Raw genomic sequence first — 25,683 nt, forward strand, 5'->3', positions numbered from 1 at the left:
AGTTCTTATCTAGCTAAAATGAATACGTCATTGTTCGCTGCTAGAAAAAGAACTGCTTTATTCCTTGTTATCAAGTTGCTAAACATTCTAGTAACGTTTTTCTCGTCTGCTGCCCTCTTTGGCGAAGTCAGACAATGAATAGACAAAAGGAGCTTTTTTCTCCTTATTCTTCGACAAAGACATTTTTATAATCATAGGCCGCGCCAACACTATGAACGATGAGGCCTTTGATTTTTGGCGACCGTAGATGTGCTTCAGCACTTTGGAAGAGTGGAATAACGCCTAAGTCGTCGTTTAAGATTTTTTCTGCTGCTACCATATTTTCCCAACGAGCTTCTGGATTGTTAGCATTTTCATTGGAGGCTTGTTCGATCAATTGATTGTAGTCATCATTTAGCCACTTTCCACGATTATAGGAACTGTCTTTTTTGAACAATTCCAAAAAGTTGATTGGATCTGCATAATCCCCGATCCAGTTGTTCATGACCATCTCAAAATCGCCGCTATTTGAACGATCCAAGCGCACAGAAAATGGAACGTTTGTGACTTCGACAGTCAGCCCATCCAGTGTTTGCTGCAAGGTGCCTTGAATGTATTCCGCCATTTTTTTCGATTGGTCGGTATCTGATGTCAATAGTTCAAAAGACAATGTATCGATACCCAGTTCAGCTTTTGCCTTTTCCCAATATTCTTGGGCTTTTTCTTCGTCAAAGGCTAACCTGGTTGCCGCATCCTCGACAAAATCAGCCTTTGTCTCTGGATTGAACGCTAGGTCAGAAGGAACAAAGCCGACAGCTGGTAAGGAGCCGTTGCCTAAAATATTGTCAACGATTTGTTGTCGATTCATACTATACGAAATTGCTTGGCGCAGATTCGCATTTCGAAAAGGCGAATCTTCTGGTGCTTGATTCATTTCTAAATACTGAGTGGTTGCACTAGGCTGAACAATGTAATCAGGATGATTCACATTCTGCATCGCCAATTCACCGCTTAAAATAATGTCATCGGCTTGTCCGCTTTCGTACAAGTTATAAGCGGTCGATGAGTCTTTCACGACATCAAAGTTAATTGTTTCAAGTTTGACCGAATCGGCATCCCAATAATCGGGATTTTTCGCCAATGTCCATTGGATGTCGGTGCCTGGTCCAGCATAATTGGTCAATAGGAATGGTCCATTGTACGCCGCGTTTTCACTGGTTAAGGCATATTGATCACCAAACTCTTCCACGACACGCTCGTTCTGCGGGAAGAAGGTTGGAAAAGCCAGTAAAGATAAAAAGTAAGGCGTCGGTTTTTCTAACGTGATTTTCAATTGATAATCATTGACTGCTTCGATCCCTAACTCGCTTTTATCTAGCGTCCCATCTGAAATAGCGGCAGCGTTTTTAACGGGTGCCAGCATATAAGCATAATTGGAAGCAGTGGCTGGATCAACGGTTCGCTGCCAGCTAAAAACATAATCAGCTGCAGTAACTGGATCGCCATTGGACCATTTTGCCTCTTCTCGCAGTGAAATGGTGTAAGAAAGCCCATCTTCACTAACTTCAGCGTCTTCACTTGCACCAGCGATCACAGGAACATTGTTTTCATCTAAGCGATAAAGACCTTCATAGGCGTTGTTTAACGTGATAAAGCTGTAAGAGTCGGTTGCTAAAGAAATATCTGCACTGCCCATCTCTGCCGAAAATTGCACATTGATCACTTGCTCTGCAGAAGAAGCTGCTGATGAATCCGTCTCGTTATCTTGATTGCCATTTTGACAAGCTGCTAAAAATAAGCTGCCTAGTAACACAAGCGATACTGCATATTTGCTACGTTTCCCCATTTCTACTCATCCCCTTCTAACATTCAGATAATTCAAAAAATTCTGTTTGTTGTACCGAGTTTACCGCATGTTTATGCAGCCTGTCAATTTAACACGACCAAAAAATGTAAGAGGTTACACGGTTGTGTCAGAAACGCTCTTCTGAATGTAAAAAGTAGAAAAGAGCGACTTTATGCTGAATATCGTTGAAAGGAGTCATGCCAAGAAAGCATACAAAAAAGTCCTGATCTTCTAGTAATCAGAACTTTTGATACTTTCTTATACATCATTTCGCAGGTAAAATGGATAAAAAAACTTTCTTAATTTTCCTTTCCTTTCACACAAAAAAAGAAGACATAAATTTCGTCTTCATAGCGCTTTCTCAGAACCTTCCCACTTTTTTGCCTTTCAACTCAAGGAGTAAAAGAAATCTCCTCAGAAAGTAAAAAAAACGTATCTATTTTAAAATGGGAGTGGTACACTAAACAAACGAAGAGTATTGCACGTGAGAAAAGAAAGACTTCCCCAAGTATCCATTTTCTCCAATACTCTTCGGACTCTTCAGTACGTATATTAATTATACGTACTTTTTTCATTTGTTCAAGGCTTTTGAAAGATTTAATCAAAAAGTGAAAATCGATAAAAAAGTAAAAATCCCCACGCTAATTGACAATGATTCTCAATTAGCGCTATACTAAATGAAATCACTCACAGTCAAAGGAGGAATTTCATGTATATCCGTACCGTCGCATTTGAAGTCATTCCAGAAGGCAAAGACATCTTTCTTGCTAAAATGAAAAAAGATACCGCCTCAATGAAAACATTCGCTGGGTGTCACTCTGCTGAAGCTTGGTTTTCAGAATCAAAAGACAGCCTCGTTTTCCAGTTGGTGTCAAAATGGACTGAGAAAAAAGCATTTCAAGCTTGGTTAAAACGCCCTGAACATCTGCAAAAGCACCGAGAGGCGTATCGAGCAGAAAAGGAAGGAACTGCAAAACCGAGCCTTGTTTTGTCCAAAACAGGTCAAGAATTTGTCTTGATCGATGAAGAGCCTACTCCTAGTTAAACGATACGAGCGATCCACCAAAGCTGATTCCGTTCGCTTTGGTGGATCGCTTTCTTGTTCAGTATCTCTCTTTTCTATTCCACCGTTCGCTCGTTCAGGGTTCTTCCTTGCTGATCTTTTAATTGAAGCCAGCCATTGGTCCCCCCATAGTAAAGAAACATGCCGACCTCATTGACACTTTTTAATACGACGTCTTCAATCGTTCGTCCCTCTTTGATCGCTGATTGATTCTCTTGCCGTATCTTTTCTGCTAATCGAGCTGAAAAGCCCACCGAGCCGTCTTTGTTCAAAGGGACCTCTTGACGCAAGGTAGCGCCTTTTTCAATTCGAACCTCGTTGCGTTTCTGCCAATAGACCGTTGCTGTACTTCCTTGATAATCCACCATAAAGGGTTCATCTTGTAATTCTTTTGACCAATTATGACGAGGCTTGCCCCCTTTTTTCACCGCTTTCGTTTCCTTTTTACTGGTGGATACATACCCCAGAAAATCGATCAAGCAATCAAATGATTCCGCACAAACAGCGACCCCTTGTTGCAGTTCCTGTGGAATCACGATAGGTGCGTTGGAAGCATTGGACAAATGATATTTCTCTTGGTAATAGGCTGCTAAGTATGGCGCCATGATCTCCCAAGGTGGTGTAAGGATCATTAAGCGATCATATTCTTGCTTGTCATCAAATGATTTCTCATCTGCTACTGATAGTAATTGGCCTTCTTTTATGGCTAAGAGGACGGTATTGTCTTTTGTTTCAATAAGTTTTCCTTTAACAATTTGCAGTTGCCCTGCTTCCTTCGGCAATTCAAAAAGCATCTGTTTGTCATCAATGACCGTTTTTTCTAATTCCATTTCGCTCCCTGCTTTCTGCTAGTTTCTCGCCCATTATAGCATGCATTTTTCTACGCAGCGGTGTCCAAGAATCAAAAAAAGAGGCTGCTTCCAAGAAACAGCCCCTTTGTTAAGGGAATTGGTTTACGTGCATGGCTTCGTTTGATTGGGATTAACCCTTAGCTAGAAAAGCATTCAACCAATGCTGGTTGATAGATCTCGTTGTATTTTGCCACAACTCGTCCACAACGTTCTTCAAGCTCGTCATGATCGGTCTCTTCATAACGGATCACATGCAAAACGGCACAACGTTCCATTTTTCTGACCACTTCTCCGATAACGCGGCTTTCTAAGCCAACTGGTTTACATTCATATGCTTTACCTAATACAATTGTTTCTGCTTCCATAATGCGCTCCTTACTACTCATTTCTCTAATTGTATTATCATCTTATCATCTAATTCTAATAAAATAAAGCGATATGCATGTCCATTTAAAACAAAAATGAAAAAAGTGCCCATTATTCAATGAACACTTACTTTTTAAACATTATATTGTTTTTTACTAATTATTAAGAAATAACGATTTACTTACGACTCGCTACTAGGATCGCCGCAAATTCTTCCAGATATTTCTGATCGATCTCATCATAGCTGTTCGTTTTGCCACTATCGATATCCAACACACCAATCAATTGATCATCAGCTATCATGGGAACAACGATTTCAGACATAGCTGCCGAGTCACAAGAGATATAGTTCTCATGTTCTTTGACATTCGGGACGATCAATGTCGTTTGTTTTGCCGCTGACTCTCCACAAACCCCTTTGCCCATAGTGATTCTGGTGCAAGATACTCTTCCTTGGAACGGGCCTAAGATCAGTTCGCCTTCTTCAAACAAATAGTAGCCGGCAAACACCGTATCTTCCAATGTTTCATTTAATAAAGCAGAAGAGTTTGCTAGATTAGCGATCCAATTACTCTCTGCTTCTAATAATCCTTTTAATTGCAGAAGCATCAATTCATACGCTTCGATTTTTTTATTCATTTTCTCACCTCTGTCCTTGATTATAAGCAAAGACAGAGGATTTGTCTTGTCTAAATTACTGAGTATGGGAAACAATAATGTGAAAAAAGAACTGTTGCCTAAAATAGCCTATCCATCCACTCGTACCAATAGTCAACGCTACTCATAGCATTTCCTTCTCAGTCGTCTTTGAAAACTTACTAGGCATCAATCACAGTAAAGCGAGTGTTTTCATGTTGTACTGTTTCGATCTCATCGATAATTGCCTTAGCTAACGTACCGCTAGATGTCACCGATTCCTTTTGTTCGTTGAATAGTAAGTGATCTTTCCCTAAAATCGCTGGTTTAGCTGGTCCTTCTTGAAAGACATTCCCAGGAGAAATCCCCACCCAAGGGACATTTTTGACTGTTTCTAAAAAGAGATATTCGTCTAGCTGATTTTCTGGAATCGCAATCCAACTTTCGCTTCCTGGTGCTTTTTTCAACTCAGAGAGATTACGTTCCCCCGCTTCATTGAATAAACTGCCGGCTCCTAAGATGAAGAACAAACGAGTGTTTTTTTCTCGAAACAGGTGCACTAATTTTGCTGCCATATCCACATGCAAGTAAGCTTTGTCAGGACTTGTCGCAAACGCGTCAACAAGCACATCAAAGTCACTGAGCTCTTCTTCTGTGAGAGAAAAAGCATCCTTTGTAAGTGTTTTGACCGTTTCACCAAGTTGTTCTTTGGCCTTCGCTTCATTTCTCACGATAGCAGTCACTTCGTGTCCTCTCTGTACTGTTTCTTGATAAATTGCTGAACCTGCATTCCCTGTTGCGCCAATAATACCGATTTTCATAATGATCATCCTTCCTACTTTTGTTTTTTTCAAAATAAGTTGTTACTAATCAAGTTACAACTAGAGTATAAAAGAAACTTTCTTCCCTGTCAAGAATTTGCCTAGCAGGTGAAAGTTCTTTTTTACAGCCTTCCATGTGACTCTTTTAATGATTGGCTTCTACTTGAATGCCGTCAATGATGGATTGCAGCGAGATAGCGCTCATTTCCTGCTCAATTTTCTTTTGCAGCACATCGTAAGTTTCCTCTAATACCGTTTGGATATTCCCCCCAATCAAGCAATTGGGATTGGTCTTTTTGTCCGCATGTAAAAGATGCTGATCTTTTTCAACACTCGCATAGATGTCCAACAAAGAAATCTCATATGGTTCCTTCGTTAGTTTAGGGTTTGGTTTTCCTCTTTGGCTTTCGATCAATCCTGAAATACGCAGATCACTCATAATCCGGCGAACATAAGCAGGATTCGTTTCAACACTCTGGGCGATCCGATCACTTGATAGATCAGTTCCTTTAAAGAGGTGGATGTAAGCGAGGATGTGAATGGCGTCGCTGTATTTCGTTGAATATTTCACTTCGTCTCCACTCCTTTTTCTTGTATCATACCTCTTTTTTCAAATTTAGACAAAGGGTACTGACCAATCTTACAAAACTCGAGGATCCCGTCAAGAAAAAGCAGCCCTCAAAAAGTTAGCACAAAAGCCTAACTTCTTGAGGGAACTGCATACTGAACCATTTTTTTCCTTTTATTTAAACGAGCACTTTACTAATAGCCTTTCATCCAAGCAGACTCAATCTGATTGCCGTCAGGATCAACGATTTCATAGCCGACCATCATGTCCTCTGGAATCCCCATATCAACTTGGAACGACTGTCCACCATTTTCTTCAGCAATTTTCGCAAAATTCTTTGCTTCTTCTGGTGTGTCAAAACTAAACGCGATCAATGCGCCACTCGTCTTCTTTGTATCTGCAATACTTCTACCATTTAGAAATTGTTGGTAAAACGCATGTTCTAATAGCATTAACCAAATCGATTCACTCCAAACCATTCCACTGCTGGTCTCGTTTGAGAACTCTTCATTTTTTACAAACCCCAGCGCTTCATAAAAGGATGTTGCACGTTTGATATCAGTGACAGGCAAGTTAATAAACACCATTTTGTTCGCCATTTTCTTGCTTCCTTTCTTTGGTAAGCTGCACTGCTGAATCCGTTCTCATTATAGCACCTATCGGTTCATTCACAAAAACATCAGTCTTTGTCCTCTGCTGCTAGTCTGAAAAACCTGATCCAAAATTTTTTTCAAGTAAAAAAGACCTTGCACGCATAGGCCTTTTAGCTTTTCTCATCTATGAAAAAGTAACTTGATAAGCATTAGCAAAGAATCATGTTTTCGCTAATACAATCAGCCCAAACTACTTTATTTAATACTCAAAGCTCAAGTCTTGAGTCGATCACGGTTACTTTCCCACGATAAATTTTTCGATACTCTTTGGGCGTATAAGAAGTTGCTTTTTTAAATTTCTTACTAAAATAATTTGGATCATTGAATCCTACTCTAACAGAAATTTCACTGATTGATCGATCACTTGTTGAGAGTTCTTTTTTGGCAACTTCAATACGATAAATCATCAAGTATAATGAAAAGGTCATTCCTAATGTATTCTTGATCAAACGGCTGGTGTGATACCGACTTAAATGCAGATGATCTGCTAAAGTGTCTAACGTAATATGTTCTCTATAATTTTCATGAATATAGCGCAATATCTTATGTCTTAAAGAAAGCGAAGGAGAAGCTTCATTGTTTTTCTCGACGTGCAGCAAGGAAATCTGATTGATGGATTGAATCCCTCGGTCCAATGCATAAACAAAATCATTGGTGATCGGTTCGACCAAATAATCGATCAAGTCGTAACGCAACGCTTTTTGAGCGATAGCAAAGCTTTCTACTACAGAATACAAAATTGCTTTTGCATTCGGGTAAAAAGAAAGCAATTCTTTGTATAATTCAAAACAGTCTTCTTCGCCATCCGCATTGATCACTGCAATGTCAACCATCTGCTCAAGACAGGTACGCTGAAGTGCTTTTTTCGAATCAACCATTGGAAGCAAGATGACATTTGGGAAATGACGATCAATCAAACGAATCATCTCGCTAACTGCTCTTCGCTCTTCGCTGTCAATGATCAATAAATTACACACGAAATTTTCTCCTTCGCTAAAAATTCATAGTTGATTTCTCTATTTTCGTTTATTTTTCTTGAAAATCAATGACCATCCGTCCTTTGATTTTTCCAGAAAGCATTTCATCAAAAATATCGTTAATCTCTTCTAACTGACGCATGACAACTTTAGGAACAACTTTTCCTTCCGCTGCAAATTGGAAAGCTTCTGCTAAATCAGTTCGTGTTCCAACAAGGGAACCGACAATCTTAATCCCATCCAATACAAGTCGAGGTATGTTCAAGTCCATGCTTTCTGGTGGGAGACCGACCGCTACAATCGTACCGCCCGCACGAACAGCATCAACAGCAGAATTGAAGGCTGCTTTTGAAACAGCTGTTACTACGGCTGCATGTGCGCCTCCGGTTGCTTCTTGAATGATTTTTGCCGCATCTTCTTTCGCAGGATTGATTACAAGATCAGCGCCATGATCTTTTGCGAAGTCCAACTGTTTGTCGTTGATGTCGATTCCAATCACTTTTGCATTAAAGACATTTTTAGCATATTGTAAGGCTAGGTTTCCTAGTCCCCCTAAACCATAGATGGCGATCCATTGACCTGGTTTAATGTCAGAAACTTTTACCGCTTTATATGTGGTTACACCTGCACAAGTAATGCTGCTGGCTTCAGCAGAACCTAAGTCCTCTGGAACTTTCACTGCATAGTCAGCTACAACGATACATTCTTCAGCCATACCACCATCTACAGAATAGCCGGCATTTCTAACCGAACGGCATAATGATTCATTCCCGTTCACACAGTATTCGCATGATCCACAGCTTTCATACAACCAAGCGACACTTGCACGGTCACCGATCGCTAGAGAAGTAACATCATCACCGATTGCAACCACTTTACCGATTCCCTCGTGTCCGAGTACGATCCCAGATGCATCTCCAAAGTCGCCATCTTTTACATGCAAGTCAGTATGGCAGACACCGCAACACTCCATTTTCAATAATGCTTCATTCGGACGAAGCGCTCTTAATTCTTTTTCCTCGATTTTTACAACCTTATCTTTAGATACTACAGCTGCTTTCACAAAGACACCTCTTTCAATTCGATTAAATAAAGAACTTTCTTTTATTTGTGAAGTAATTAACTAACGCATAGAGGTCAGCAATAGCTAGATAAAAGAAAGTTCTCTATCGAGAAGATTACCATAGAAATCATCAAAAAAAGGGGAATTTATTGCTTTTTTTCTGTAATCATTTATTAGAAAACAATAATGAAATCATTCAAAATTTTTTCTTTATTTCCAGATTACATAAAATTAAAAAGATAGAGATAATTCATCTATATAAATAACAATCGTTTCAATAAAAAACACCAAGACGATCTGATAGAAGACTGTAGGATGATTTGTACTCACTGTTCTTCTATTCTTCTATTTTTATCCCTTCGATGACTTGCGATTTATTTTCTTTCAGGCGCTGAATGTCATATTGGTATTTAGCAAGATGTCCCTCGTCAATGTTTTTCTGAAAATTTCCATTCCCTTCTTCTCCTTTTCTACTCATAAAAGCAACTAGTGCACAAAGGCGGTCGATCAAACAATCGACAATCTGTACTCTGTCATTATTGGACAGCCGATAAGTATCCACAAAAAGTTTCAATCGATGGCATTGTGTTTCACTCAGACGACTGTTCCCATCAAAATACAAGGGTACCCAGCGGTACGCAGCATAAGAAACATCCCATAACCTGCTTCCTGGCCTTACTGTGTCAAAATCAAAAAGCCCAAAAGGCTCCCCATCCACGATCGTCATATTATACGGAGCAAAATCATTGTGGCACATCACCTCTGTCGGACCAGAGTATTCCAGCATCCACTGTTCCTCACCAGTTAGCCTTTCCAGAAAACCAACACTTCGATCATGAAAATCTCTTAATCGTTCAGCTACCAAACAAAGAACCTCATCAGTATAAAGTTCATCCGGCAATGGCTGATCATATACCTCCCCTGGAACAAAAGAAACTAACTCATGTTCTTCCTGATCAAACCCTAATGGTTTCGGCACATAATTTATCTGCTGATCTTGCAAAAAACGTAAAAAGCGTTGGACGTCCTTCGACCATGGAACCTTTGGCCGTCTGACGAACTCCTTTTCGATGATTATTTCTTCTCGTCCAAGATTGTTATTTCTTTCATTCAATAAAACCCCTCCTATTTGTATAGTCGTTTCTTCATTTTATCACAACGAATAGAAAGTTTTTTCCATCTCAGACAAAAGAAAAAAGCCCTTGAAATCAAGGGCTTTTGCTTCATCTGATAATAAATGATTAACGACGAATTTCTTTGATACGAGCTGCTTTTCCGTGTAATGCACGCAAGTAGTACAATTTTGCACGACGTACTTTACCGTAACGAACAACTTCGATTTGTGCAACACGTGGTGTGTGCAATGGGAAGGTACGTTCAACACCTACACCGTTTGATACTTTACGAACTGTATAAGTTTCGCTGATACCAGCACCGCGGCGTTTGATGACAACACCTTCAAATAACTGGATACGTTCGCGAGTTCCTTCGACAACTTTCGCGTGAACGCGAACAGTGTCCCCAGGACGGAAAGCTGGGATGTCAGTACGTAATTGTTCTTGAGTTAGTTCTTGAATCAATGGATTCATGTTTATCATTCTCCTTATTCCCAAACATTCTTAAAGCATGAAAGCTCCAGCGGAACATCGTAATAGTTGAGTTTACACTCACTGAAATATCTTACCACAGTCGACCATAGGCTGTAAAGAGAATTTTCTTGTCATGGCACAGAATATCAAAAAAACTGGCACTATTTTACTTGCCAGTCTTCGCTTCGTCTTCAATTTCTTTTAAAAGCTTCTGCATTTCAGCGGTCAGCGGATAAGTTTCCAGCATATCTGGACGTCGCTGATACGTTCGGCGCAATGATTCTTTTAATTGCCACTGCTCGATCAATTTATGATTGCCATTCATCAAAACTTCCGGCACTTTCATGCCTTTGAACTCTGCCGGGCGTGTATATTGCGGATGCTCTAATAAACCAGTGGAATGAGAATCAGTTTGTGCGGAGGTTTGATTGCCCAAAACTTCTGGTAATAGCCTGACCGTCGCATCGATCATGACCATTGCCCCCAATTCGCCGCCAGTCAAGACGTAATCGCCCAGTGACACTTCATCAGTGACCAATGAACGGATTCGTTCATCATAGCCTTCATAGTGACCGCAAATAAAAACAAGGTGCTCTTCAGTAGAGAATTCTTCCGCCATCTTTTGATCAAAGGGTTTTCCCGCTGGGTCTAATAGGATCACACGCTTTTTCGTTTCTGGTGTCGCTTCTTCGATCGCTTTGATATTGTCATAGACAGGTTGGACTTTTAATAACATTCCTGCTCCGCCACCATAAGGATAGTCATCCACTGTTTGATGCTTGTTGTCGGAATAGTCACGGAAATTAGAGACGTTGATTTCTAACAGTTCCTTTTCCCGTGCTTTACCGATGATCGATTCTCCAAGAGGCCCTTCAAACATTCGTGGAAATAGTGTCAGCACATCAATTCTCATCGTCTAACAACCCTTCTGGGATCTCAACGATGACCTGACCATTTTCAAGATCGATGGTATGAACAACAGATTCGATATAAGGAATCAAGGCATCCTTCTTTCCTTTTCGCTGTACCACCCAAACATCATTGGCGCCTGGTGAAAGGATCTCTTTGACATTACCAATGACTGTGCCATCCTCTTCGACGACTTCCAGACCAATAATTTCATGGTAGTAAAACTCATTTTCTGCTAGATCCACCAAATCATCCTTGGTAACTTTTAAAATGCCGTTACGAAACGGTTCAACGTCGTTGATGTTGGGATAGCCCTCAAACGTTAACAAATCAAAATTTTTATGTTTGCGATGACCTGAAACAATCAATGGTAATGGCTCTTTATTTTCACGAAAAAGTGTCAATTCAGCCCCTTTACGGTAGCGTTCTTCTGGAAAATCCGTTTGTGATATCACTCGTACTTCTCCACGGATCCCATGTGTATTGACGATTTTCCCTACGTTTAAATATTCTGTCACGTTCGTTCCCCATTTCTTCTAACTTCTGTTCTATTTTAGCATAGCAAAGTAGCGAATTCTAGCCGTTTCCTAGCGCCCTCTGTTTTCCTCAAAATCATCGCGCGAAAAACACCCCTTCGACGCTTGATCAAAGGGGCAATGTCCTAATCTGAAACTTATTGATTCATTGAAACGGCCATTTCCAATGCTGAACGTGCATCTTGATGTTGTACCGTTCGAAGGATCGTTTCTTGTTGCCAGACCACGGTAGTTGCTGTATGGTCATTTTTTCCCATATCGATAGTGATTTGACCGACCTCAGGTGCTGGAAGCATGGCTTCTTCTAGATACGCTACCACTTCTTTAGCAACCGGCACAGGATCTTGTTCCTCTTGGTTGACTGCTCGAACAGTCAATGACCAATTTCCTTCTTGCCAACTTAAATAACTGGAGCCAGCAGCTCCTTGCATATGCCCAGTAATGCCATATCCGAGATCAACGGCTTGTCCGCCATCATCCGCTGTTACATTGACCGCTGCAGCAGCTTCATCCGCTGATTGATACTCTTTTGATTGAAAAGCAGCAAGCGGTGTTTCTTCGTTCAAAGCCTTGTCATTGAGAGACAATTGCTGATCAAGTCCATAATAAAGAATCGAGGCATCGGATTGACTGCCAGCTGTGGCAGCATTCAACACTTTACCCGAAGCAAGCGGAACGTCCTTTGGCAAGACAAGATCAGGGAATACCGCTTGTATTTGGCTATAGATGTCTGTGGTGCTACTCGTATTTGAAGAATCCTCAGAAACCGCCTGACTAGTCGATGCAGTTGATTGACTGGTTTCTGATTGACTACTTTTTTGTGTTTGGGTACTTTCCACCATAGTCGTTGCTGTTGTTTCAGCTGTACTGGCTTGACTGGTTTCTTGGTCTTTTTGATTATTACAGCCAGCCAAGGTTCCAATCGTTAGCAGCGTAACAAATAATCCTAGTTCTTTTTTCATGATGTTCCCCTCCTTATACAAAGGATACCCCTCAATAAAAAAAATGACAAACAAGTCAGATTGTCTGTCATTTTTTTGTTGATTTTTTAAAGATTTGTCACCCAATTTTGCAGTGATTGAAAGCCATCCTTGATCCATTGCCAAACTTGATTGGCGATCGTCGATAGGTCGCCCCAACGAAAGTTTTGTGTCCATTGGTTCAATTGCGTCATGATCTCCTCACGATAGACCCAAATCAAAAAAAGTAGTAGCAAGATCCCTAGCGTTCGCCAAAGAAAAGAACCGATTTTATAAATAAAGACGAGAATCAAAAGAACAACGATCCATGCGATTAGTTGAGACATACAAGCACCTCCTCATTTTTGATTATCTCAAAACCACCTTTTTTTGTCCTCCATCTTAAGCATGAATTTTACAAAAAAAGCATTCCTCAAAGAGAAATGCTTTTCATTCTTGCTTATTTACCATCAATGATATTCAAACGAACTTTCTTTGGTCCATTTGTCCGTACACTGTAAACGATCGTTCGAATTGCTTTGGCAACCCGCCCCTGTTTACCGATGATACGACCAATATCTTCTGGTGCCACAGTAAGATTATATTCCAAGAAATCATCTGACTCTACCAGCTCAAGCTTGATATCCTCAGGTTTGGTAACAAGTGGTGAAACGATCGTTAAGACTAATTCTTGCAAATCTTTCATCCAAAGTCACCTTATTTCTTAGTGAATTTTGCTTCGTGGTGTTTTTTCATAACGCCTTCTTTAGAAAGGATGTTACGAACTGTATCTGAAGGTTGCGCACCTTTAGATAACCAATCAAGAACTAGATCTTCTTTGATTGTTACTTCAGCTGGGTCTAGTAAAGGATTGTAAGTACCAACTGTTTCGATGAAACGTCCGTCACGAGGAGAACGTGAATCTGCTACGACGATACGGTAAAAAGGTTTCTTTTTAGAACCCATGCGTTTTAAACGAATTTTTACTGCCATTATTTACACCTCCATTGATTTAATCACAAGAGCTAGTTTAACAGGTTTTTCTGATGGTGTAAAGAGTTTTTTCTTTACAGCTGAAAAAAGTTTTTCTTTCCTGTTTTTTCGGCATGGTTATCTTTTGCCAGAATGAATCTGGACGCGTATCATGAATACTAGAGAAACCTTTTTAAGAACAAATCGTTTTATTTGCACCATTCACTTACTTTTGGTAAGCTAAATGAGTAGAAAACAACAAGGAGGAATTTTACATGACAAAAAAAATTGGTTTTATCGTCGGCAGCTTGCGGGAAGGTTCTTACAATAAACTCGTAGCGAAAAAATTCGCATCATTATTACCAGAAGGTTTTGAAGCATCTTTCATCGAAATCGGCAACTTGCCTTTTTACAATGAAGATTTGGAAGTTGAAGGAAAAGTTCCTGCTGAATGGACAGCATTTCGGGAAGCATTAAGCGCCGTTGATGGTGTCTTCTTCTTTACACCAGAATACAACCGCTCTGTTCCAGCAGCCTTGAAAAATGCTTTAGACGTTGGTTCTCGTCCTTACGGTGCGAGCAGTTGGGGTGGCAAACCAGCATTAGTCGTCAGCGTTTCTCCAGGAGCGATCGCTGGATTTGGTGCGAACCATCACTTGCGTCAATCATTAGTCTTTTTGGATATGCCTACTCTACAACAACCAGAAGCCTACATTGGCGGTATCACAAACTTGATCGATGAAAACAATGAGATCAACCCAGATACAGTAAGCTTCTTCGAAACGATCCTTGCAAAATATATTGAATTCTTTCAACGATTCAACTAATGAAGAATCCATACAAAAAGACCAAGAAACTCGTCACTGTGCTGGGCTCCCCGTCAAGTGGACAATGAAATAGAATAAAATTATTTTGACGACTGTCTACCGAAATTCGGTAGGCAGTTTTTATGTTTTTTACTTTGTTTAACCTCAACTTTGCTCGACTGGCCTCCTTCTTGGTTAAGCGGATTTATTCTATTCGCTTGTCCAAGAGGGGGAGTGATTAAGCTGCCATTAATAATTCTTGATGAACTTGGCTCGGTGTTTTGCTCTTCAAACATCGTTGATAGCGACCATTGTTGTAATAGTTCATGTATTTCTCGATCATTTCAACGAGACTTTCTCTACTGATAAACTTTCGCCGATAATATTTTTCTCGCTTAAGCATTCCCCAGAAGCCTTCCATTGGACCATTATCGGTACAACGGGCGACACGAGACATACTCTGCTTCATTTTCGCTTTCTTTAGCTTTGTGCAAAAAACTTTACTTGTATATTGAAATCCGCGATCGCTATGAAATAGCGGATGAGCGGTTGGTTCGGCGGCGACTGCTTGATCGAAGGTATCAAAGACTAATTTATTATCATTTTTGTCGCTGATGACAAATGAAACAATGCGACGATCGGCGAGATCGAGAATAGCGCTCAAATAGATTTTCTTCACTTCGGCCCCTTCATAATACTTGAATTCACTCACATCTGTTAGCCATTTTTGATTCGGTTGATCCGCATAGAACTTTCGATTCAAATAATTTTTCGCAATATGATACGGAGTCTTGGATGCCTTAGTGATACTATTGCCTGAATGCTTGATGGTTGATTGGATTTGAAGTTTGCGACAGATTCGAAGAATACGCTTGTCATTCACTTGAAAGCCATAATCATTCACGAGATCTTCACAGATTCTGCGATATCCTTTATCGTTGTCTGCTTCATAAATATAACGAACAAGGTCTGCCAACTGTTCATTCAATACCACTTCAGGCAGTTTGGGATTTTTTAACCAACGATAATAGGCCGATCTTGTGACATGGAGCAGGGTACACATGGTGTTAATTGGATAGCTTTTTGTCTCGTGCAGCTCTTTGATCGATTGGTATTCAAACGTATGACGAACTAATTCAAATCCCGCCTCCTTTCTAACTCGCTGACTTTTTTTAACAGGTCATTTTCCATTTCAAGCAACTTGATCCGTCGTTCTTGTTGAGCCAGTTTATCGCGCATTTCTTCTTCGGGTGTTCTGGCTGGTTTACTTCCCGCTCGTTGCCCTCGACGGTCTTCTAAGCCTTTTTCTCCCATCTCGTCGTATTTCAACACCCAGTTCCGAACTTGTTGGTAAGAGACTTGGTACTGAATCGCGGTTTTCCCATAGTCTCGACCGTTGATAATACAGTCATGCACAATTTTAATTCGTTCATTCAATGTTGTTTTTCTGGATTTACTCATTCTACTTCCACCACTTTCTGATTTGAAGTTTCTATGAGTATTATATATCTTTAACCAGTCTTCTAATTGTTTTTTGTTACGAAGCCCGTATTTCTTGGCGACAGCTCTTAAGCTACCATATGTTCCAGCTAAATAATCATGGACCGCATTCAGTTTCAACTCTGTTGAGTATGATTGATTCCTTTTTGTAGGGAGTAAACCTGTGGGTCCTTCATTCTCATAAAGAGTGATCCACCTTTCTATCGTACTGAAACTTACTTGTGCTTCTTTGGCCAGGCTGTTTATGCTAGCTTCATTTTTTAAAGCTCTTTCTACAAAAGCTAGCCGTTCTTCTGAACTTAATTTCATTTTTCCTCTAGACATACAAACTCCCCCTATATAAGCCACTTTATATTTCAGTGTCCTATATAGGGGGAGCATATCAACTGAGCTTCTTGGTCTTTTTTCACTGTAAAGAATAATCGTTTGCGCTTTTTACTCGCTGCCTGACACAGACTTTCGGACAAAATGAAGCTCTGTCAGTTCCCCCATCTGTTTTGTTTCAACAAACGTCAAGCGTCTCGAATATTCCCCCGGTTCAAACAGTCGCTTGCCTTCTCCTAAAAACACCGGCGCGATTTGAATAAACCATTCATCGATCAAATCAGCTTCCAGCAATGGTTTTAATAGGGAACCCCCACCCACTACCCATACGTTTTTCTCTTGTTTCAATGCTGAAACAAATGCAACTGGATCCGATGCCACTAGGATTGCATCCGGCAGCGGTTCTTTTCGGGTATGGGAAAAAACATAATTTGTCGTTTCAGGATACAACGGTCCCTCATCCATCAGTTTTTTCGCTTCTTGATAGGTTTTTCTTCCCATCACGGTCGTGTCGATAGTCGCAAAAAATGCTTCATAGGTCGTGGCGACACCGGTATCGGTTTGAAACAGCCAGTCCAGTTGATCCTTCAGACCTGCTAAATAGCCATCGAGGCTGATCGCACCATAGAATATCACTTTTCCCATTATGCTCGCTCCTTTATTCTTTGTTTGCTGCTGATGTTCGACAAACACAAGTGACTAAATGGTCGTTGACCATGCCGACAGCTTCCATAAAGGCGTAAATAATGGTCGTTCCGACAAATTTAAACCCTCGCTTTTTCAAATCTTTCGCTAGCTGATCAGAGATTTCCGAATGGGTCGGTACATCGGATTGCTGCTCAAATTCATTAATGATCGGCTGATGATCGACATATCGCCACAAGAATGTGGAGAAACTACCATATTCTTGCTGGATTTTTAAAACTTCTTGGGCATTGCTGATCGCCGCTTCAATCTTTCGCCGATTGCGGATGATGCCTGGATTCATCATCAGTTCTTCCACTTTTTCTTCCGTATAGTTCGCTACTTTGGTGATTTCAAACTGATCATACGCCGCATCAAAATTCGCCATTTTATTTAAAATCGTTTGCCAGCTCAACCCTGCTTGATTCATATCTAACACCAATTTTCGAAACAACTGCTGATCCTCATACTCAGGTTTCCCCCAGATTGTATCATGATACTCCTGCATTGCTGGTGTACTGTTGGCCCACTCACATCGTTCCATTGTCCTCATCAGCTCCTTTTTGTTTATTTTATCATAAAAGACTTTACTTCCACTATTGTACTACGTATACTAGTACACATAAATGAAAGGAGCTGATTTTGTGGTTCGCATTAACAAAGCCAGCAGCAAACCTTACTATGAGCAATTGGTTTTAAGTATCAAAGAAGATATTCTGAACGGTGTTCTAACCGCTGGAGACCAAGTACCTTCGGTTCGTGAAATGGCCAAGCACCTGTTGATGAATCCAAATACCGTCAGCAAAGCCTACAAAGTATTGGAAAATGAGCAAGTGCTTGTCACCATCAAAGGAAAAGGCACCTTTGTGAAAGTTACTGAGGATCTGCCACGCGATGAGATTCGGATCTTACAAGTGAAAGAACGTTTGAAAGAATTGGTGATCGAAGCACGCCATTTACAGATCAGCATGCGTGAGCTGAGCGATTGGATGAATGGCTTTGAACAAGAGTTAGGAGGCGATCCACAGTGAAGATCGAACATGTGACCAAGAAAATGGAACAAACAATTATCTTAGAAAACGTGAACTTCTCTTTGGAAAAAGGAGAACTCGTAGGATTGATCGGCCGCAATGGTTCTGGGAAAACCACGTTGTTTCGGACGGTCGCTGGACATTATTTACTAGATGATGGCGAGATTTCGATCGATAACCAACGCCTGGATCAGCACCCGGAATTAAAAGAACAGCTTTTTTATATCGATGAAAAAGAAAACTTTCTGGCTGCCTACTCGTTAAAAAAAATCAATCAATTTTATCGGCTTGCTTATCCAAATTTTGATCAAAATCTTTATTTAGAATTGATGCAAAGCCATGGTCTGCCGCTAACGCTTTCTTACCGGCGAATGTCAAAAGGAATGCAAGGTCTTTATAAGATGATTCTAGCGATCGCTTCAAATGCGACGTTCTTACTGTTAGACGAACCTTTTGATGGGCTTGATGTGATCGTCCGTAAAAAAGTGATCGGACTATTGCTGGAAAGCCTCAGCGAGTCGAATCGTACCGCATTGATCGCTTCCCATAATCTAAATGAATTAGAGCATATTATTGATCGTGCCTTGTTGATCAAAGGGAAAACGATTGAAGGAGACTACCGTTTGGAAACGATTCGCGAACAATCTCGCAAACTTCAACTCGTCTTTCGCAGCAAGCAGATTCCTCCCCTTATCAAGCAGCGCTCCAAGCTGATTCAAAAACAAGGTCGAGTCTTGACCGCTTTGTTTGACAATTACACAAAAGAGCTGGCGGCTGAGATCCAGCAGCTTGACCCTTTGGTTTTCGAAGAATTGCCCTTGACCTTGGAAGATCTGTTTGAAGCAAATTTACGACAAGAGGCATTAGTGGAAGGATAGAGGTGGAAAACGATGTTAAGCAATATATTTAAAGAACGCTACGGCAAGCTGCTGATCGGCTTTTGTTTTGTCTTACTCTTAATGTATCTTGGTGATGGCTGGCAATCACAAAAAGCCTGGCATCAGCAAGAACGCTATTTGACATCTGAAGAATTTATCAAAGATTTCAACGAAAATCGAGAGTACTATGTCAAAAACTACAAGGGTGAAACCCCGGTTTACTTTGATTCGGCAACAGAATACCGCGATGCGGTATTGACGATCAGCAATGAGTCCCCTGATGAGATTTATTACAATCGCCCTTATATGACCACCATGAATCAATTTGTGATTGTCTTCCTGTTTATTTGGGGCTTCTTATCCTTTTTTGTCGATGGCCGCACCAATTTCAATCGCTTTTTATTTGCCTTACCCTTTAGCAGAAAGCACGTCTTTCACAAGAAACTGCTTTTTATCGGCTTACCCTTGACCGCTTGTTTAGTGTTGGGGCTGTTAGGTCATATCCTGATCGAATACACGATGATCCCAGCTCGCTATCTCGCTGTGCCGCTTCAAGACGTGCTGCTTTCTGCCCTTAGTACCTTGTCAACGAATCTGCTAGTATTTGCTGCAGGTCTCTTGTTAGGCGTTTTGCTGGGGAATCTGTTTACTGGCGTGCTCTCGGTCTTCTTCACTATTTCGCTAGGATCAATGGGGTATAGCTTTTTCCAATGTACCCGCGAGTTTTTTAGTTTTGTGTTTCTTGGTCATGGGGATTTTCTGATTCCTTTTCAAACCTGGATCGATTGGCCGCAAGGATATGTCTACCCTTGGTGGCTGCTGCTCCTTTACCTCGGCTTGAGCGGCTTACTGATTCTTGCTGCCGAAAAAGTGTTCTCGAAAATCTCTTTAGAAAATGACGGTGATTATATAACGATCCCTAAATTGCGCGCACCAGTTTATTGGCTGCTTTCTTTGGGAACTTGGTTCTATTTATCCATGATTTCTTATTACCCACTAGAAATTTTTTACCGTAATCTCTATGAGGGGTATGATGTCAGTCTTTGGAACATCGCCCTTCGGCTCGGTTTATTACTGGTTGCCTGCTTATTCATCAGTTTGCTGCTTGTCTATCCTAAAGCGCTGATGAATTGGTGGTACAAACGAAAAAACAAACAAATCAGTGGAATATAAAAAAGCATCCCTGCAACATTTTCTTGTTGCAGGGATGCTTTTAAGTTTAATGTCTAGGTTTGTCGTCGTCTTTTTTGTCAAAGAAGTCATTTACTTTACGAGAAACATCATCCGCAAAATCTTCAACCTTATCTTTGGCTTTCCCATATTTATTTTGGGTTTTGCCTTTTAATTCTTCGGAGTCATCTCCTGTAAGTTTCCCTTTTGTTTCGGTTACTTTTCCTTCAATGCGATCTTTGTTTGTCATCGTAAAAAACTCCTTTCATACTTGCTATAAATTAATAGTAGCACCATTTAACAGAAAGCACGAATGTTCTGCTTCTATCCTATTCTTAGAGTTGTCCGCAACGATAGTTGATCGCTATTTTTGACTCTTGGACGATTTGAGATATTCGGTAGAAAGCTGGCTTTCTCTATAAAAAGGGATGTTCTTTAGATGTTCAATTTGATGTTCTTTGAAGAAGTTCATTTAAAGAGGAAGCTGTGAGCATAAAAAAACCATGACCTGAAGAAGGCAATCTGAGGAGCTGCAACTGCTAGAATCAGCAGGTACAGCTTCTCGATTTGGTGCCTTTTCAGATCATGTTTTTAATTACACGAAGATAAGGTTCAGTTCTCAGTTCCTATCAGTGTGAAACGATTATTTGCGTTTTTTCTTTTTCTTCTTTTGTTTCTTGACCATGCGGTTCATGGCCATTTTTCCAAGTTTCCCTTTGACCCCACCGCCAAACATTTGATCCATGCCAGGAATGTTCATATTCCCTTTACTCATTTGCTGCATCATTTTGCGAGATTCTTTGAATTGTTTGATCATACGGTTGACTTCGACGACGCTGTTTCCAGAACCAGCAGCAATACGGCGGCGACGGCTTGGATTCAACAAATCAGGATTTTCCCGTTCAGCTGGTGTCATAGAATAAACCATGGCTTTTTGACGGGCAATTTGTTTTGGATCAACTTTGACGTTCTCGATGCCAGGCATTTGGCTCATTCCCGGAATCATTTTCAAAAGATCTTCAATTGGGCCCATGCCCATGACTTGATCGATCTGTTCAACAAAGTCATTGAAGTCGAAGGAGTTTTCCTTCATTTTTTGAGCAAGTTCTTCTGCTTTTTTCTCGTCGTAATCTTGCTGTGCTTTTTCGATCAAAGTCAGCATATCACCCATACCGAGAATCCGACTAGACATCCGATCTGGATGGAATACTTCAAGGTCGGTCAATTTTTCACCGGTACCAGTGAACTTGATTGGAGCGCCCGTAACTTGACGAATCGACAATGCCGCCCCGCCACGAGTATCGCCATCTAGCTTGGTGATGACTACCCCTGTGATCCCCAGTTGTTGATTGAAGCTTTCCGCCACGTTGACAGCATCTTGTCCTGTCATCGCATCCACTACCAGTAAAATTTCATTTGGCTGTGCCAAGTCCTTGATTTGTTTTAGCTCTTCCATCAAGTTTTCGTCGATATGCAAACGACCCGCCGTATCGATCAAAACGTAGTCATTTTTCTTTTCCCGAGCCAAAGCCAATCCTTGGCGGACGATTTCAACTGGACTGACATCAGTTCCCATATCAAAAACAGGTACATCCAATTGTTGCCCTAATACTTTCAACTGGTCGATCGCAGCTGGTCGGTACACGTCACCAGCGATCATTAATGGACGTGCGTTTTCGGTTTTGATCAAATGGTTGGCTAATTTCCCAGCAAAGGTGGTTTTCCCTGCCCCTTGCAAACCAGCCATCATGATGATCGTTGGGATCTTCGGTGATTTTTCGATCCCAACTGTTTCTGATCCTAATGTTTTGGTTAATTCTTCATCAACGATCTTAACGATTTGTTGCGCTGGAGATAGGCTTTCTAATACTTCTACCCCCACTGCCCGTTCACGGACATTTTTGGTAAACTCTTTTACAACTTGCAGATTGACGTCGGCTTCTAATAAAGCTAGACGAATCTCACGCATCATTTCTTTTACATCTGCTTCAGATACTTTTCCTTTTCTGCGCAGTTTGCTCATTGCCTGCTGGAGGCGTTCAGTTAAACTTTCAAATGCCATTTTTTTTTCATTCCTTTATTCTTCAATTTCTTGGAGCTGTTGAATAAACCCCTGTAAGGTTTCGTCTTTTGGATAGTGGGTTTTCGTATACTCGCTTAGCTGATCCAGCAAGTCTTCCCGCATGATATAATCCGAAAACATATGTAGTTTTTTTTCATAGTCTTCTAAAATACGTTCGGTGCGTTTGATGTTGTCATAGACTGCTTGACGGCTAACTTGATACTCTTCAGCGATTTCTCCTAGAGAAAAATCATCTGCGTAATACAATTCCATGTAATTCATCTGTTTTTCCGTCAATAACGTGGAATAAAACTCAAACAACGCATTCATGCGATTGGTCTTTTCAATTTCCATTTGCTTCCTCCTGTTTTGCAAGCCATTCGACATCGGACAAAACAGTCATGCCTTTTTGTCGAAAATAGGCACAAGCGACACCGACCCCTGTTTTTTTGATTCCAGAAAAATTGCCATCATAAATCGTCTGACTGCCACAAGAGGGACTTTTCTCTTTTAGGATCAGTTGGGTGATGCCTTGCTCTTGCAATTTTTGATAAGCAATTTTCGCGCCTTTAGTAAATTGTTCCGTCACGTCTTCTCCTGAAATGGTGACGACCTTCGCTCGTTGCGCCCAAACATCCACCCCATCGCCACCGACGATTTCGGCCGGTTCACGTGGAATCGGCAAGCCGCCAAGAACTTCTGGACAGACCATCATGGCTTGACCCGCACGAACAAGTTCGATCAATTGTGGTACTGCTTGATGTTTTCCATCGTAGCGGCAAAGGGCACCGCCTAGACACGCACTGATTCCAATCATTTAGCACCCTCAGCTTTCCTATGAAATCGTCCTTTATTATAGCATTTATTTAGTGGTTGCAATAGTACCAATTGTCTATTCATGCTAAAATAGGACTTGTTCGTTGAAATTTAATCGTTTCTTGAAAAAAAGAAACGAAAGGAGTCTATCATGAAAAAAATACTCGTTGTCGATGATGAACCTTCAATCGTCACACTTTTAACCTTTAATTTAGAAAAAGAGGGCTACCAAGTCGTTTCCGCCTCAGATGGTCAAAAAGCCTTCGACTTGGCGTTGTCAAAACCTTTTGACTTTATCATCTTGGATGTCATGCTGCCGAATTTGGACGGTATCGAAATCACAAAGAAATTACGTCAAGAAAAAATCGAGACACCGATCCTCGTCTTGACCGCAAAAGATGATCCGATCGACCGGATCTTGGGCTTAGAGATCGGGGCTGACGACTACTTGACGAAACCCTTCAGCCCTCGAGAAGTATTGGCTCGAATGAAGGCCATCTTCCGTCGCTTAGAACCTCGTCAACAAGCACGAGAAGAAGATCAACCTGCAGAAATCTTGCAAATCGGCGGAATTCAAGCCGATCTGACCAATTTCCAGGTCAGTGTGGATGGGGAGAAAATCTTCCTGACCCCGAAAGAGTTCGAGCTGCTGGTTTACTTTATGAAACGTAAAGGCCGCGTGATCGATCGCGATACCTTACTCAATCGTATTTGGAATTTTGACTTTGATGGACAAAGTCGCATCGTGGATGTTCACATCAGTCATTTAAGAGAAAAATTGGAAGCTGATCCAAAGCGTCCAGAATACTTGGTGACCGTTCGAGGATTTGGGTATAAATTTCAGGAGCCGCCCCAATGAAAAAACGCTATGGCTATGGTTTATGGTCAATCGGTCTATTGCTGATTTTTTTCCTGTGTTGGCAAGTTCTAAGCAGTTTTTACCGTCAGCAAGTCATCGCCCAGCAAGTGGATTTTCTGCAAGAGAAAGCCGCTGTGTTTTTGAATCTCTCAGATAACCAAACCGCAGCGCTCGAACAATTTGCCGATGCCTATGTTCAAGATAGCAATAGCCGCATCACTTTGTTAGATGATCAAGGCCAAATCATTTTCGATACTTATGATCATACCCTCCATGAAAACCGCTCCGATCGTCCAGAAGTTCAAGCCGTTTTGCGCGGAAGCGCCGTTGGTCAATCGTTGCGGGAAAGCGACACCTTGCATGAAGAATTGCTTTACGTGGCGATTCCTGTCAAAGAAGATGGAAACTTAACTCAAATCTTGCGGATCGCAGAACCGACTGCTGCTTTTTTTGCGAAAAACCAAGGAATCAAGCAATCGATCTTGATTGTCTATCTTGTCTTTTGTTTCTTGATCAGCCTGCTGATTTTTCACACGCTGCGTCAGCGGAATCGTCCAATCCAAACGATTCTGCCCGTCGTAAAAAAAATGATCACCTCGCCCGATCAACAAGCAATCATTATGCAAGAAACCCCTGAACATGACGAGTTGTATCAACTGATCAATCAGCTGAGCGAACAAATGAGCCAGACCTATCGTGCCTATGCGGCATCTGAACAACAGCTGTACGGCTTGCTCAGTGAACTGATGATCGGTGTCTTTATCATTAATGAAGAAAATCAACTGCTGCTGTTGAATCCGACGATGCAAGAACAGTTGGGGATGGAAACTGCGCCAACCTTGCCGCAGCCCTTCACTGAAGTGATTCATGACACACAACTGATCCAATTGATCTATCAATTTAACGACGAGACCCCTATTTTCCATGCGGAAACCACCCTTAGCGGGGAACGCTCAAAAGTCTTGGATGTTACCTTGCGAAGCTTCCAAGAAAACCAGTTGATTGGTATTTCTTATGACTTGACGCGCATCCGACAATTAGAAAAAATGCAAAAAGATTTTGTCGGCAATGTTTCCCATGAATTAAAAACGCCGGTAACTTCCTTGATTGGGTTTACCGAAACACTGCTGGACGGCGCCAAAGAAGACCCAGAAACATTGCAGACCTTTTTAGAGATCATTCAAAAAGATGCTTATCGCTTGAAAAATCTAATACAAGATATCATCCAACTGTCTCAAGACAGTGATTCTTTCCAGTATGTCGACCAACCGATCAACTTTTCTGAGCTGCTGCAACAAGTCGTTCAAACCTATGGTCCCGCAGCTGCTAAGAAGCAATTGACCTTTCAATTTGAAGGACCCGAACCCTTCATTTTATCTACCAAAAAAGAGCTGCTGCAGCCCATCGTAAAAAATCTGGTAGAAAATGCTGTCACCTATTCAAAACCTGGTGGTGTCATCACATTATCCTATTCAGAGCAAGACGACCAGCTGTTATTTCAAGTGCAGGATCAAGGCATCGGCATCGATGAAGAAGATCAGGAACGGATTTTTGAGCGGTTTTATCGGGTGGACAAAGCCCGCGCCCGCAATTCTGGCGGCACTGGACTTGGACTGGCTATCGTTAAAGACTATACCAAATTATTAGGTGGCAGCATCAAGGTTGACAGTTTCCCCAAAATTGGTTCTACCTTTACGGTGACTTTGCCGCTTCATGAAAAAGATGATTATTGATAAAAAACAGCCGATAACAGGTGAATAATTGT

Annotated in this window: 32 protein-coding genes; 7 read left to right on the top strand and 25 right to left on the bottom strand. The window is 41.2% G+C overall.

Annotation, left to right across the window (positions count from 1 at the left end; all coding sequences use genetic code 11):
- Positions 1–163: 163 nt before the first annotated feature.
- Positions 164–1,825 carry a peptide ABC transporter substrate-binding protein gene (locus IGI71_RS12310; protein ID WP_231435088.1) on the bottom strand — a complete coding sequence of 554 codons (1,662 nt, stop codon included), beginning with the start codon at positions 1,823–1,825 and terminating at the stop codon, positions 164–166.
- A gap of 709 nt (positions 1,826–2,534) precedes the next feature.
- On the opposite strand from IGI71_RS12310, the gene IGI71_RS12315 reads away from it, so the two are divergent.
- Complete coding sequence (locus tag IGI71_RS12315; protein ID WP_074536028.1) at positions 2,535–2,870, top strand: antibiotic biosynthesis monooxygenase family protein; 336 nt, start codon at positions 2,535–2,537, stop codon at positions 2,868–2,870.
- Between the two features lie 74 nt (positions 2,871–2,944).
- Here IGI71_RS12315 and IGI71_RS12320 read toward each other — a convergent pair whose 3' ends face one another.
- The 16 genes from IGI71_RS12320 to rpsP form a co-directional block, all read right to left on the bottom strand.
- Positions 2,945–3,718 carry a hypothetical protein gene (locus tag IGI71_RS12320; protein WP_231435089.1) on the bottom strand — a complete coding sequence of 258 codons (774 nt, stop codon included), beginning with the start codon at positions 3,716–3,718 and terminating at the stop codon, positions 2,945–2,947.
- Between the two features lie 158 nt (positions 3,719–3,876).
- Entirely contained in the window at positions 3,877–4,104 is a 228-nt protein-coding gene (locus IGI71_RS12325) for a hypothetical protein (protein ID WP_005229082.1), read from the bottom strand.
- Positions 4,105–4,282: 178 nt separating this feature from the next.
- The gene (locus IGI71_RS12330; RefSeq protein ID WP_015510123.1) at positions 4,283–4,744 is read right to left on the bottom strand and encodes a GAF domain-containing protein; all 462 of its coding nucleotides are present in this window, start codon (positions 4,742–4,744) and stop codon (positions 4,283–4,285) included.
- A gap of 179 nt (positions 4,745–4,923) precedes the next feature.
- Complete coding sequence (locus IGI71_RS12335; RefSeq protein ID WP_231435091.1) at positions 4,924–5,571, bottom strand: NAD(P)H-binding protein; 648 nt, start codon at positions 5,569–5,571, stop codon at positions 4,924–4,926.
- A 136-nt stretch (positions 5,572–5,707) separates the two neighbouring features.
- Positions 5,708–6,133, bottom strand: coding sequence for an Rrf2 family transcriptional regulator (locus IGI71_RS12340; RefSeq protein ID WP_231435092.1), 426 nt, complete (start codon positions 6,131–6,133; stop codon positions 5,708–5,710).
- Between the two features lie 191 nt (positions 6,134–6,324).
- Positions 6,325–6,729: a VOC family protein gene (locus IGI71_RS12345; RefSeq protein ID WP_005229066.1), complete on the bottom strand. Its 405-nt coding sequence runs from the start codon at positions 6,727–6,729 to the stop codon at positions 6,325–6,327.
- Between the two features lie 260 nt (positions 6,730–6,989).
- Positions 6,990–7,709 (bottom strand): response regulator transcription factor, encoded by a 720-nt coding sequence (locus tag IGI71_RS12350; protein WP_174273013.1) that lies wholly within the window; start codon positions 7,707–7,709, stop codon positions 6,990–6,992.
- 100 nt (positions 7,710–7,809) lie between these two features.
- The gene (gene adhP, locus IGI71_RS12355) at positions 7,810–8,823 is read right to left on the bottom strand and encodes an alcohol dehydrogenase AdhP (RefSeq protein ID WP_005229064.1); all 1,014 of its coding nucleotides are present in this window, start codon (positions 8,821–8,823) and stop codon (positions 7,810–7,812) included.
- A 337-nt stretch (positions 8,824–9,160) separates the two neighbouring features.
- Complete coding sequence (locus IGI71_RS12360) at positions 9,161–9,937, bottom strand: aminoglycoside phosphotransferase family protein (RefSeq protein ID WP_142968782.1); 777 nt, start codon at positions 9,935–9,937, stop codon at positions 9,161–9,163.
- A gap of 127 nt (positions 9,938–10,064) precedes the next feature.
- The gene (gene rplS, locus IGI71_RS12365) at positions 10,065–10,412 is read right to left on the bottom strand and encodes a 50S ribosomal protein L19 (RefSeq protein WP_002357176.1); all 348 of its coding nucleotides are present in this window, start codon (positions 10,410–10,412) and stop codon (positions 10,065–10,067) included.
- A gap of 166 nt (positions 10,413–10,578) precedes the next feature.
- The gene (trmD, locus tag IGI71_RS12370; RefSeq protein WP_231434844.1) at positions 10,579–11,325 is read right to left on the bottom strand and encodes a tRNA (guanosine(37)-N1)-methyltransferase TrmD; all 747 of its coding nucleotides are present in this window, start codon (positions 11,323–11,325) and stop codon (positions 10,579–10,581) included.
- Positions 11,315–11,839 carry a ribosome maturation factor RimM gene (gene rimM / locus IGI71_RS12375; RefSeq protein ID WP_231434845.1) on the bottom strand — a complete coding sequence of 175 codons (525 nt, stop codon included), beginning with the start codon at positions 11,837–11,839 and terminating at the stop codon, positions 11,315–11,317. The genes trmD and rimM overlap by 11 nt, the downstream gene beginning before the upstream one ends.
- 155 nt (positions 11,840–11,994) lie before the next feature.
- The gene (locus IGI71_RS12380; RefSeq protein WP_142968781.1) at positions 11,995–12,819 is read right to left on the bottom strand and encodes a hypothetical protein; all 825 of its coding nucleotides are present in this window, start codon (positions 12,817–12,819) and stop codon (positions 11,995–11,997) included.
- Positions 12,820–12,905: 86 nt separating this feature from the next.
- Positions 12,906–13,163 (bottom strand): hypothetical protein, encoded by a 258-nt coding sequence (locus IGI71_RS12385; RefSeq protein WP_005228919.1) that lies wholly within the window; start codon positions 13,161–13,163, stop codon positions 12,906–12,908.
- A gap of 113 nt (positions 13,164–13,276) precedes the next feature.
- Positions 13,277–13,522, bottom strand: coding sequence for a KH domain-containing protein (locus IGI71_RS12390; RefSeq protein WP_005228918.1), 246 nt, complete (start codon positions 13,520–13,522; stop codon positions 13,277–13,279).
- 11 nt (positions 13,523–13,533) lie between these two features.
- The gene (gene rpsP, locus IGI71_RS12395; protein WP_005228917.1) at positions 13,534–13,809 is read right to left on the bottom strand and encodes a 30S ribosomal protein S16; all 276 of its coding nucleotides are present in this window, start codon (positions 13,807–13,809) and stop codon (positions 13,534–13,536) included.
- Positions 13,810–14,063: 254 nt separating this feature from the next.
- Here rpsP and IGI71_RS12400 point away from each other — a divergent pair, with 254 nt between their 5' ends.
- Entirely contained in the window at positions 14,064–14,615 is a 552-nt protein-coding gene (locus tag IGI71_RS12400; protein WP_005228916.1) for an NADPH-dependent FMN reductase, read from the top strand.
- Positions 14,616–14,832: 217 nt separating this feature from the next.
- On the opposite strand, the gene IGI71_RS12405 is transcribed toward IGI71_RS12400, so the two are convergent.
- The 4 genes from IGI71_RS12405 to IGI71_RS12420 all read right to left on the bottom strand — a co-directional run bounded on the left by IGI71_RS12405 (position 14,833) and on the right by IGI71_RS12420 (position 17,646).
- The gene (locus IGI71_RS12405) at positions 14,833–15,699 is read right to left on the bottom strand and encodes an IS3 family transposase (RefSeq protein ID WP_306453152.1); all 867 of its coding nucleotides are present in this window, start codon (positions 15,697–15,699) and stop codon (positions 14,833–14,835) included.
- A gap of 26 nt (positions 15,700–15,725) precedes the next feature.
- The gene (locus IGI71_RS12410; protein WP_010748054.1) at positions 15,726–16,418 is read right to left on the bottom strand and encodes a helix-turn-helix domain-containing protein; all 693 of its coding nucleotides are present in this window, start codon (positions 16,416–16,418) and stop codon (positions 15,726–15,728) included.
- 111 nt (positions 16,419–16,529) lie between these two features.
- Positions 16,530–17,063: a dihydrofolate reductase family protein gene (locus IGI71_RS12415; protein ID WP_231434846.1), complete on the bottom strand. Its 534-nt coding sequence runs from the start codon at positions 17,061–17,063 to the stop codon at positions 16,530–16,532.
- Positions 17,064–17,076: 13 nt separating this feature from the next.
- Positions 17,077–17,646 carry a DNA-3-methyladenine glycosylase I gene (locus tag IGI71_RS12420; RefSeq protein WP_231434847.1) on the bottom strand — a complete coding sequence of 190 codons (570 nt, stop codon included), beginning with the start codon at positions 17,644–17,646 and terminating at the stop codon, positions 17,077–17,079.
- A gap of 100 nt (positions 17,647–17,746) precedes the next feature.
- On the opposite strand from IGI71_RS12420, the gene IGI71_RS12425 reads away from it, so the two are divergent.
- Genes IGI71_RS12425 through IGI71_RS12435 form a run of 3 tightly spaced genes read left to right on the top strand, consistent with a single transcriptional unit; the run spans position 17,747 to position 20,184 of the window.
- Positions 17,747–18,133, top strand: coding sequence for a GntR family transcriptional regulator (locus tag IGI71_RS12425; protein ID WP_005228910.1), 387 nt, complete (start codon positions 17,747–17,749; stop codon positions 18,131–18,133).
- Positions 18,130–19,011, top strand: a complete 882-nt coding sequence (locus IGI71_RS12430; RefSeq protein WP_015510136.1) for an ABC transporter ATP-binding protein — start codon at positions 18,130–18,132, stop codon at positions 19,009–19,011. The genes IGI71_RS12425 and IGI71_RS12430 overlap by 4 nt, the downstream gene beginning before the upstream one ends.
- A 12-nt stretch (positions 19,012–19,023) precedes the next feature.
- Positions 19,024–20,184, top strand: coding sequence for an ABC transporter permease (locus IGI71_RS12435; RefSeq protein WP_231434848.1), 1,161 nt, complete (start codon positions 19,024–19,026; stop codon positions 20,182–20,184).
- Positions 20,185–20,230: 46 nt separating this feature from the next.
- On the opposite strand, the gene IGI71_RS12440 is transcribed toward IGI71_RS12435, so the two are convergent.
- The 4 genes from IGI71_RS12440 to IGI71_RS12455 form a co-directional block, all read right to left on the bottom strand.
- The gene (locus IGI71_RS12440; protein WP_005228904.1) at positions 20,231–20,431 is read right to left on the bottom strand and encodes a CsbD family protein; all 201 of its coding nucleotides are present in this window, start codon (positions 20,429–20,431) and stop codon (positions 20,231–20,233) included.
- Positions 20,432–20,824: 393 nt separating this feature from the next.
- The gene (ffh, locus tag IGI71_RS12445) at positions 20,825–22,243 is read right to left on the bottom strand and encodes a signal recognition particle protein (RefSeq protein WP_005228902.1); all 1,419 of its coding nucleotides are present in this window, start codon (positions 22,241–22,243) and stop codon (positions 20,825–20,827) included.
- Between the two features lie 15 nt (positions 22,244–22,258).
- Positions 22,259–22,597, bottom strand: coding sequence for a putative DNA-binding protein (locus IGI71_RS12450; RefSeq protein ID WP_005228897.1), 339 nt, complete (start codon positions 22,595–22,597; stop codon positions 22,259–22,261).
- The gene (locus IGI71_RS12455) at positions 22,587–23,060 is read right to left on the bottom strand and encodes a DUF523 domain-containing protein (protein ID WP_010749736.1); all 474 of its coding nucleotides are present in this window, start codon (positions 23,058–23,060) and stop codon (positions 22,587–22,589) included. The genes IGI71_RS12450 and IGI71_RS12455 overlap by 11 nt, the downstream gene beginning before the upstream one ends.
- Before the next feature lie 150 nt (positions 23,061–23,210).
- Here IGI71_RS12455 and IGI71_RS12460 point away from each other — a divergent pair, with 150 nt between their 5' ends.
- Positions 23,211–23,918, top strand: a complete 708-nt coding sequence (locus tag IGI71_RS12460; protein WP_231434849.1) for a response regulator transcription factor — start codon at positions 23,211–23,213, stop codon at positions 23,916–23,918.
- Positions 23,915–25,651 carry a two-component system histidine kinase PnpS gene (gene pnpS / locus IGI71_RS12465; RefSeq protein ID WP_087627809.1) on the top strand — a complete coding sequence of 579 codons (1,737 nt, stop codon included), beginning with the start codon at positions 23,915–23,917 and terminating at the stop codon, positions 25,649–25,651. Before IGI71_RS12460 ends, pnpS begins: the two co-directional genes overlap by 4 nt.
- The last annotated feature ends 32 nt before the right edge of the window (positions 25,652–25,683 follow it).

The organism is Enterococcus sp. DIV1279b (assembly GCF_050531515.1).
Taxonomy (GTDB): Bacteria; Bacillota; Bacilli; order Lactobacillales; family Enterococcaceae; genus Enterococcus_D; species Enterococcus_D casseliflavus.

Bases quoted from the DNA above. Each gene is read 5' to 3' on its own strand.
- IGI71_RS12310 (WP_231435088.1), bottom strand. From the start codon at position 1,825: ATGGGGAAACGTAGCAAATATGCAGTATCGCTTGTGTTACTAGGCAGC.
- IGI71_RS12315 (WP_074536028.1), top strand. From the start codon at position 2,535: ATGTATATCCGTACCGTCGCATTTGAAGTCATTCCAGAAGGCAAAGAC.
- IGI71_RS12320 (WP_231435089.1), bottom strand. From the start codon at position 3,718: ATGGAATTAGAAAAAACGGTCATTGATGACAAACAGATGCTTTTTGAA.
- IGI71_RS12325 (WP_005229082.1), bottom strand. From the start codon at position 4,104: ATGGAAGCAGAAACAATTGTATTAGGTAAAGCATATGAATGTAAACCA.
- IGI71_RS12330 (WP_015510123.1), bottom strand. From the start codon at position 4,744: ATGAATAAAAAAATCGAAGCGTATGAATTGATGCTTCTGCAATTAAAA.
- IGI71_RS12335 (WP_231435091.1), bottom strand. From the start codon at position 5,571: ATGATCATTATGAAAATCGGTATTATTGGCGCAACAGGGAATGCAGGT.
- IGI71_RS12345 (WP_005229066.1), bottom strand. From the start codon at position 6,729: ATGGCGAACAAAATGGTGTTTATTAACTTGCCTGTCACTGATATCAAA.
- IGI71_RS12350 (WP_174273013.1), bottom strand. From the start codon at position 7,709: ATGATTCGTTTGATTGATCGTCATTTCCCAAATGTCATCTTGCTTCCA.
- rplS (WP_002357176.1), bottom strand. From the start codon at position 10,412: ATGAATCCATTGATTCAAGAACTAACTCAAGAACAATTACGTACTGAC.
- trmD (WP_231434844.1), bottom strand. From the start codon at position 11,325: ATGAGAATTGATGTGCTGACACTATTTCCACGAATGTTTGAAGGGCCT.
- IGI71_RS12380 (WP_142968781.1), bottom strand. From the start codon at position 12,819: ATGAAAAAAGAACTAGGATTATTTGTTACGCTGCTAACGATTGGAACC.
- IGI71_RS12385 (WP_005228919.1), bottom strand. From the start codon at position 13,163: ATGTCTCAACTAATCGCATGGATCGTTGTTCTTTTGATTCTCGTCTTT.
- IGI71_RS12390 (WP_005228918.1), bottom strand. From the start codon at position 13,522: ATGAAAGATTTGCAAGAATTAGTCTTAACGATCGTTTCACCACTTGTT.
- rpsP (WP_005228917.1), bottom strand. From the start codon at position 13,809: ATGGCAGTAAAAATTCGTTTAAAACGCATGGGTTCTAAAAAGAAACCT.
- IGI71_RS12400 (WP_005228916.1), top strand. From the start codon at position 14,064: ATGACAAAAAAAATTGGTTTTATCGTCGGCAGCTTGCGGGAAGGTTCT.
- IGI71_RS12410 (WP_010748054.1), bottom strand. From the start codon at position 16,418: ATGTCTAGAGGAAAAATGAAATTAAGTTCAGAAGAACGGCTAGCTTTT.
- IGI71_RS12415 (WP_231434846.1), bottom strand. From the start codon at position 17,063: ATGGGAAAAGTGATATTCTATGGTGCGATCAGCCTCGATGGCTATTTA.
- IGI71_RS12420 (WP_231434847.1), bottom strand. From the start codon at position 17,646: ATGGAACGATGTGAGTGGGCCAACAGTACACCAGCAATGCAGGAGTAT.
- IGI71_RS12435 (WP_231434848.1), top strand. From the start codon at position 19,024: ATGTTAAGCAATATATTTAAAGAACGCTACGGCAAGCTGCTGATCGGC.
- IGI71_RS12440 (WP_005228904.1), bottom strand. From the start codon at position 20,431: ATGACAAACAAAGATCGCATTGAAGGAAAAGTAACCGAAACAAAAGGG.
- ffh (WP_005228902.1), bottom strand. From the start codon at position 22,243: ATGGCATTTGAAAGTTTAACTGAACGCCTCCAGCAGGCAATGAGCAAA.
- IGI71_RS12450 (WP_005228897.1), bottom strand. From the start codon at position 22,597: ATGGAAATTGAAAAGACCAATCGCATGAATGCGTTGTTTGAGTTTTAT.
- IGI71_RS12455 (WP_010749736.1), bottom strand. From the start codon at position 23,060: ATGATTGGAATCAGTGCGTGTCTAGGCGGTGCCCTTTGCCGCTACGAT.
- IGI71_RS12460 (WP_231434849.1), top strand. From the start codon at position 23,211: ATGAAAAAAATACTCGTTGTCGATGATGAACCTTCAATCGTCACACTT.
- pnpS (WP_087627809.1), top strand. From the start codon at position 23,915: ATGAAAAAACGCTATGGCTATGGTTTATGGTCAATCGGTCTATTGCTG.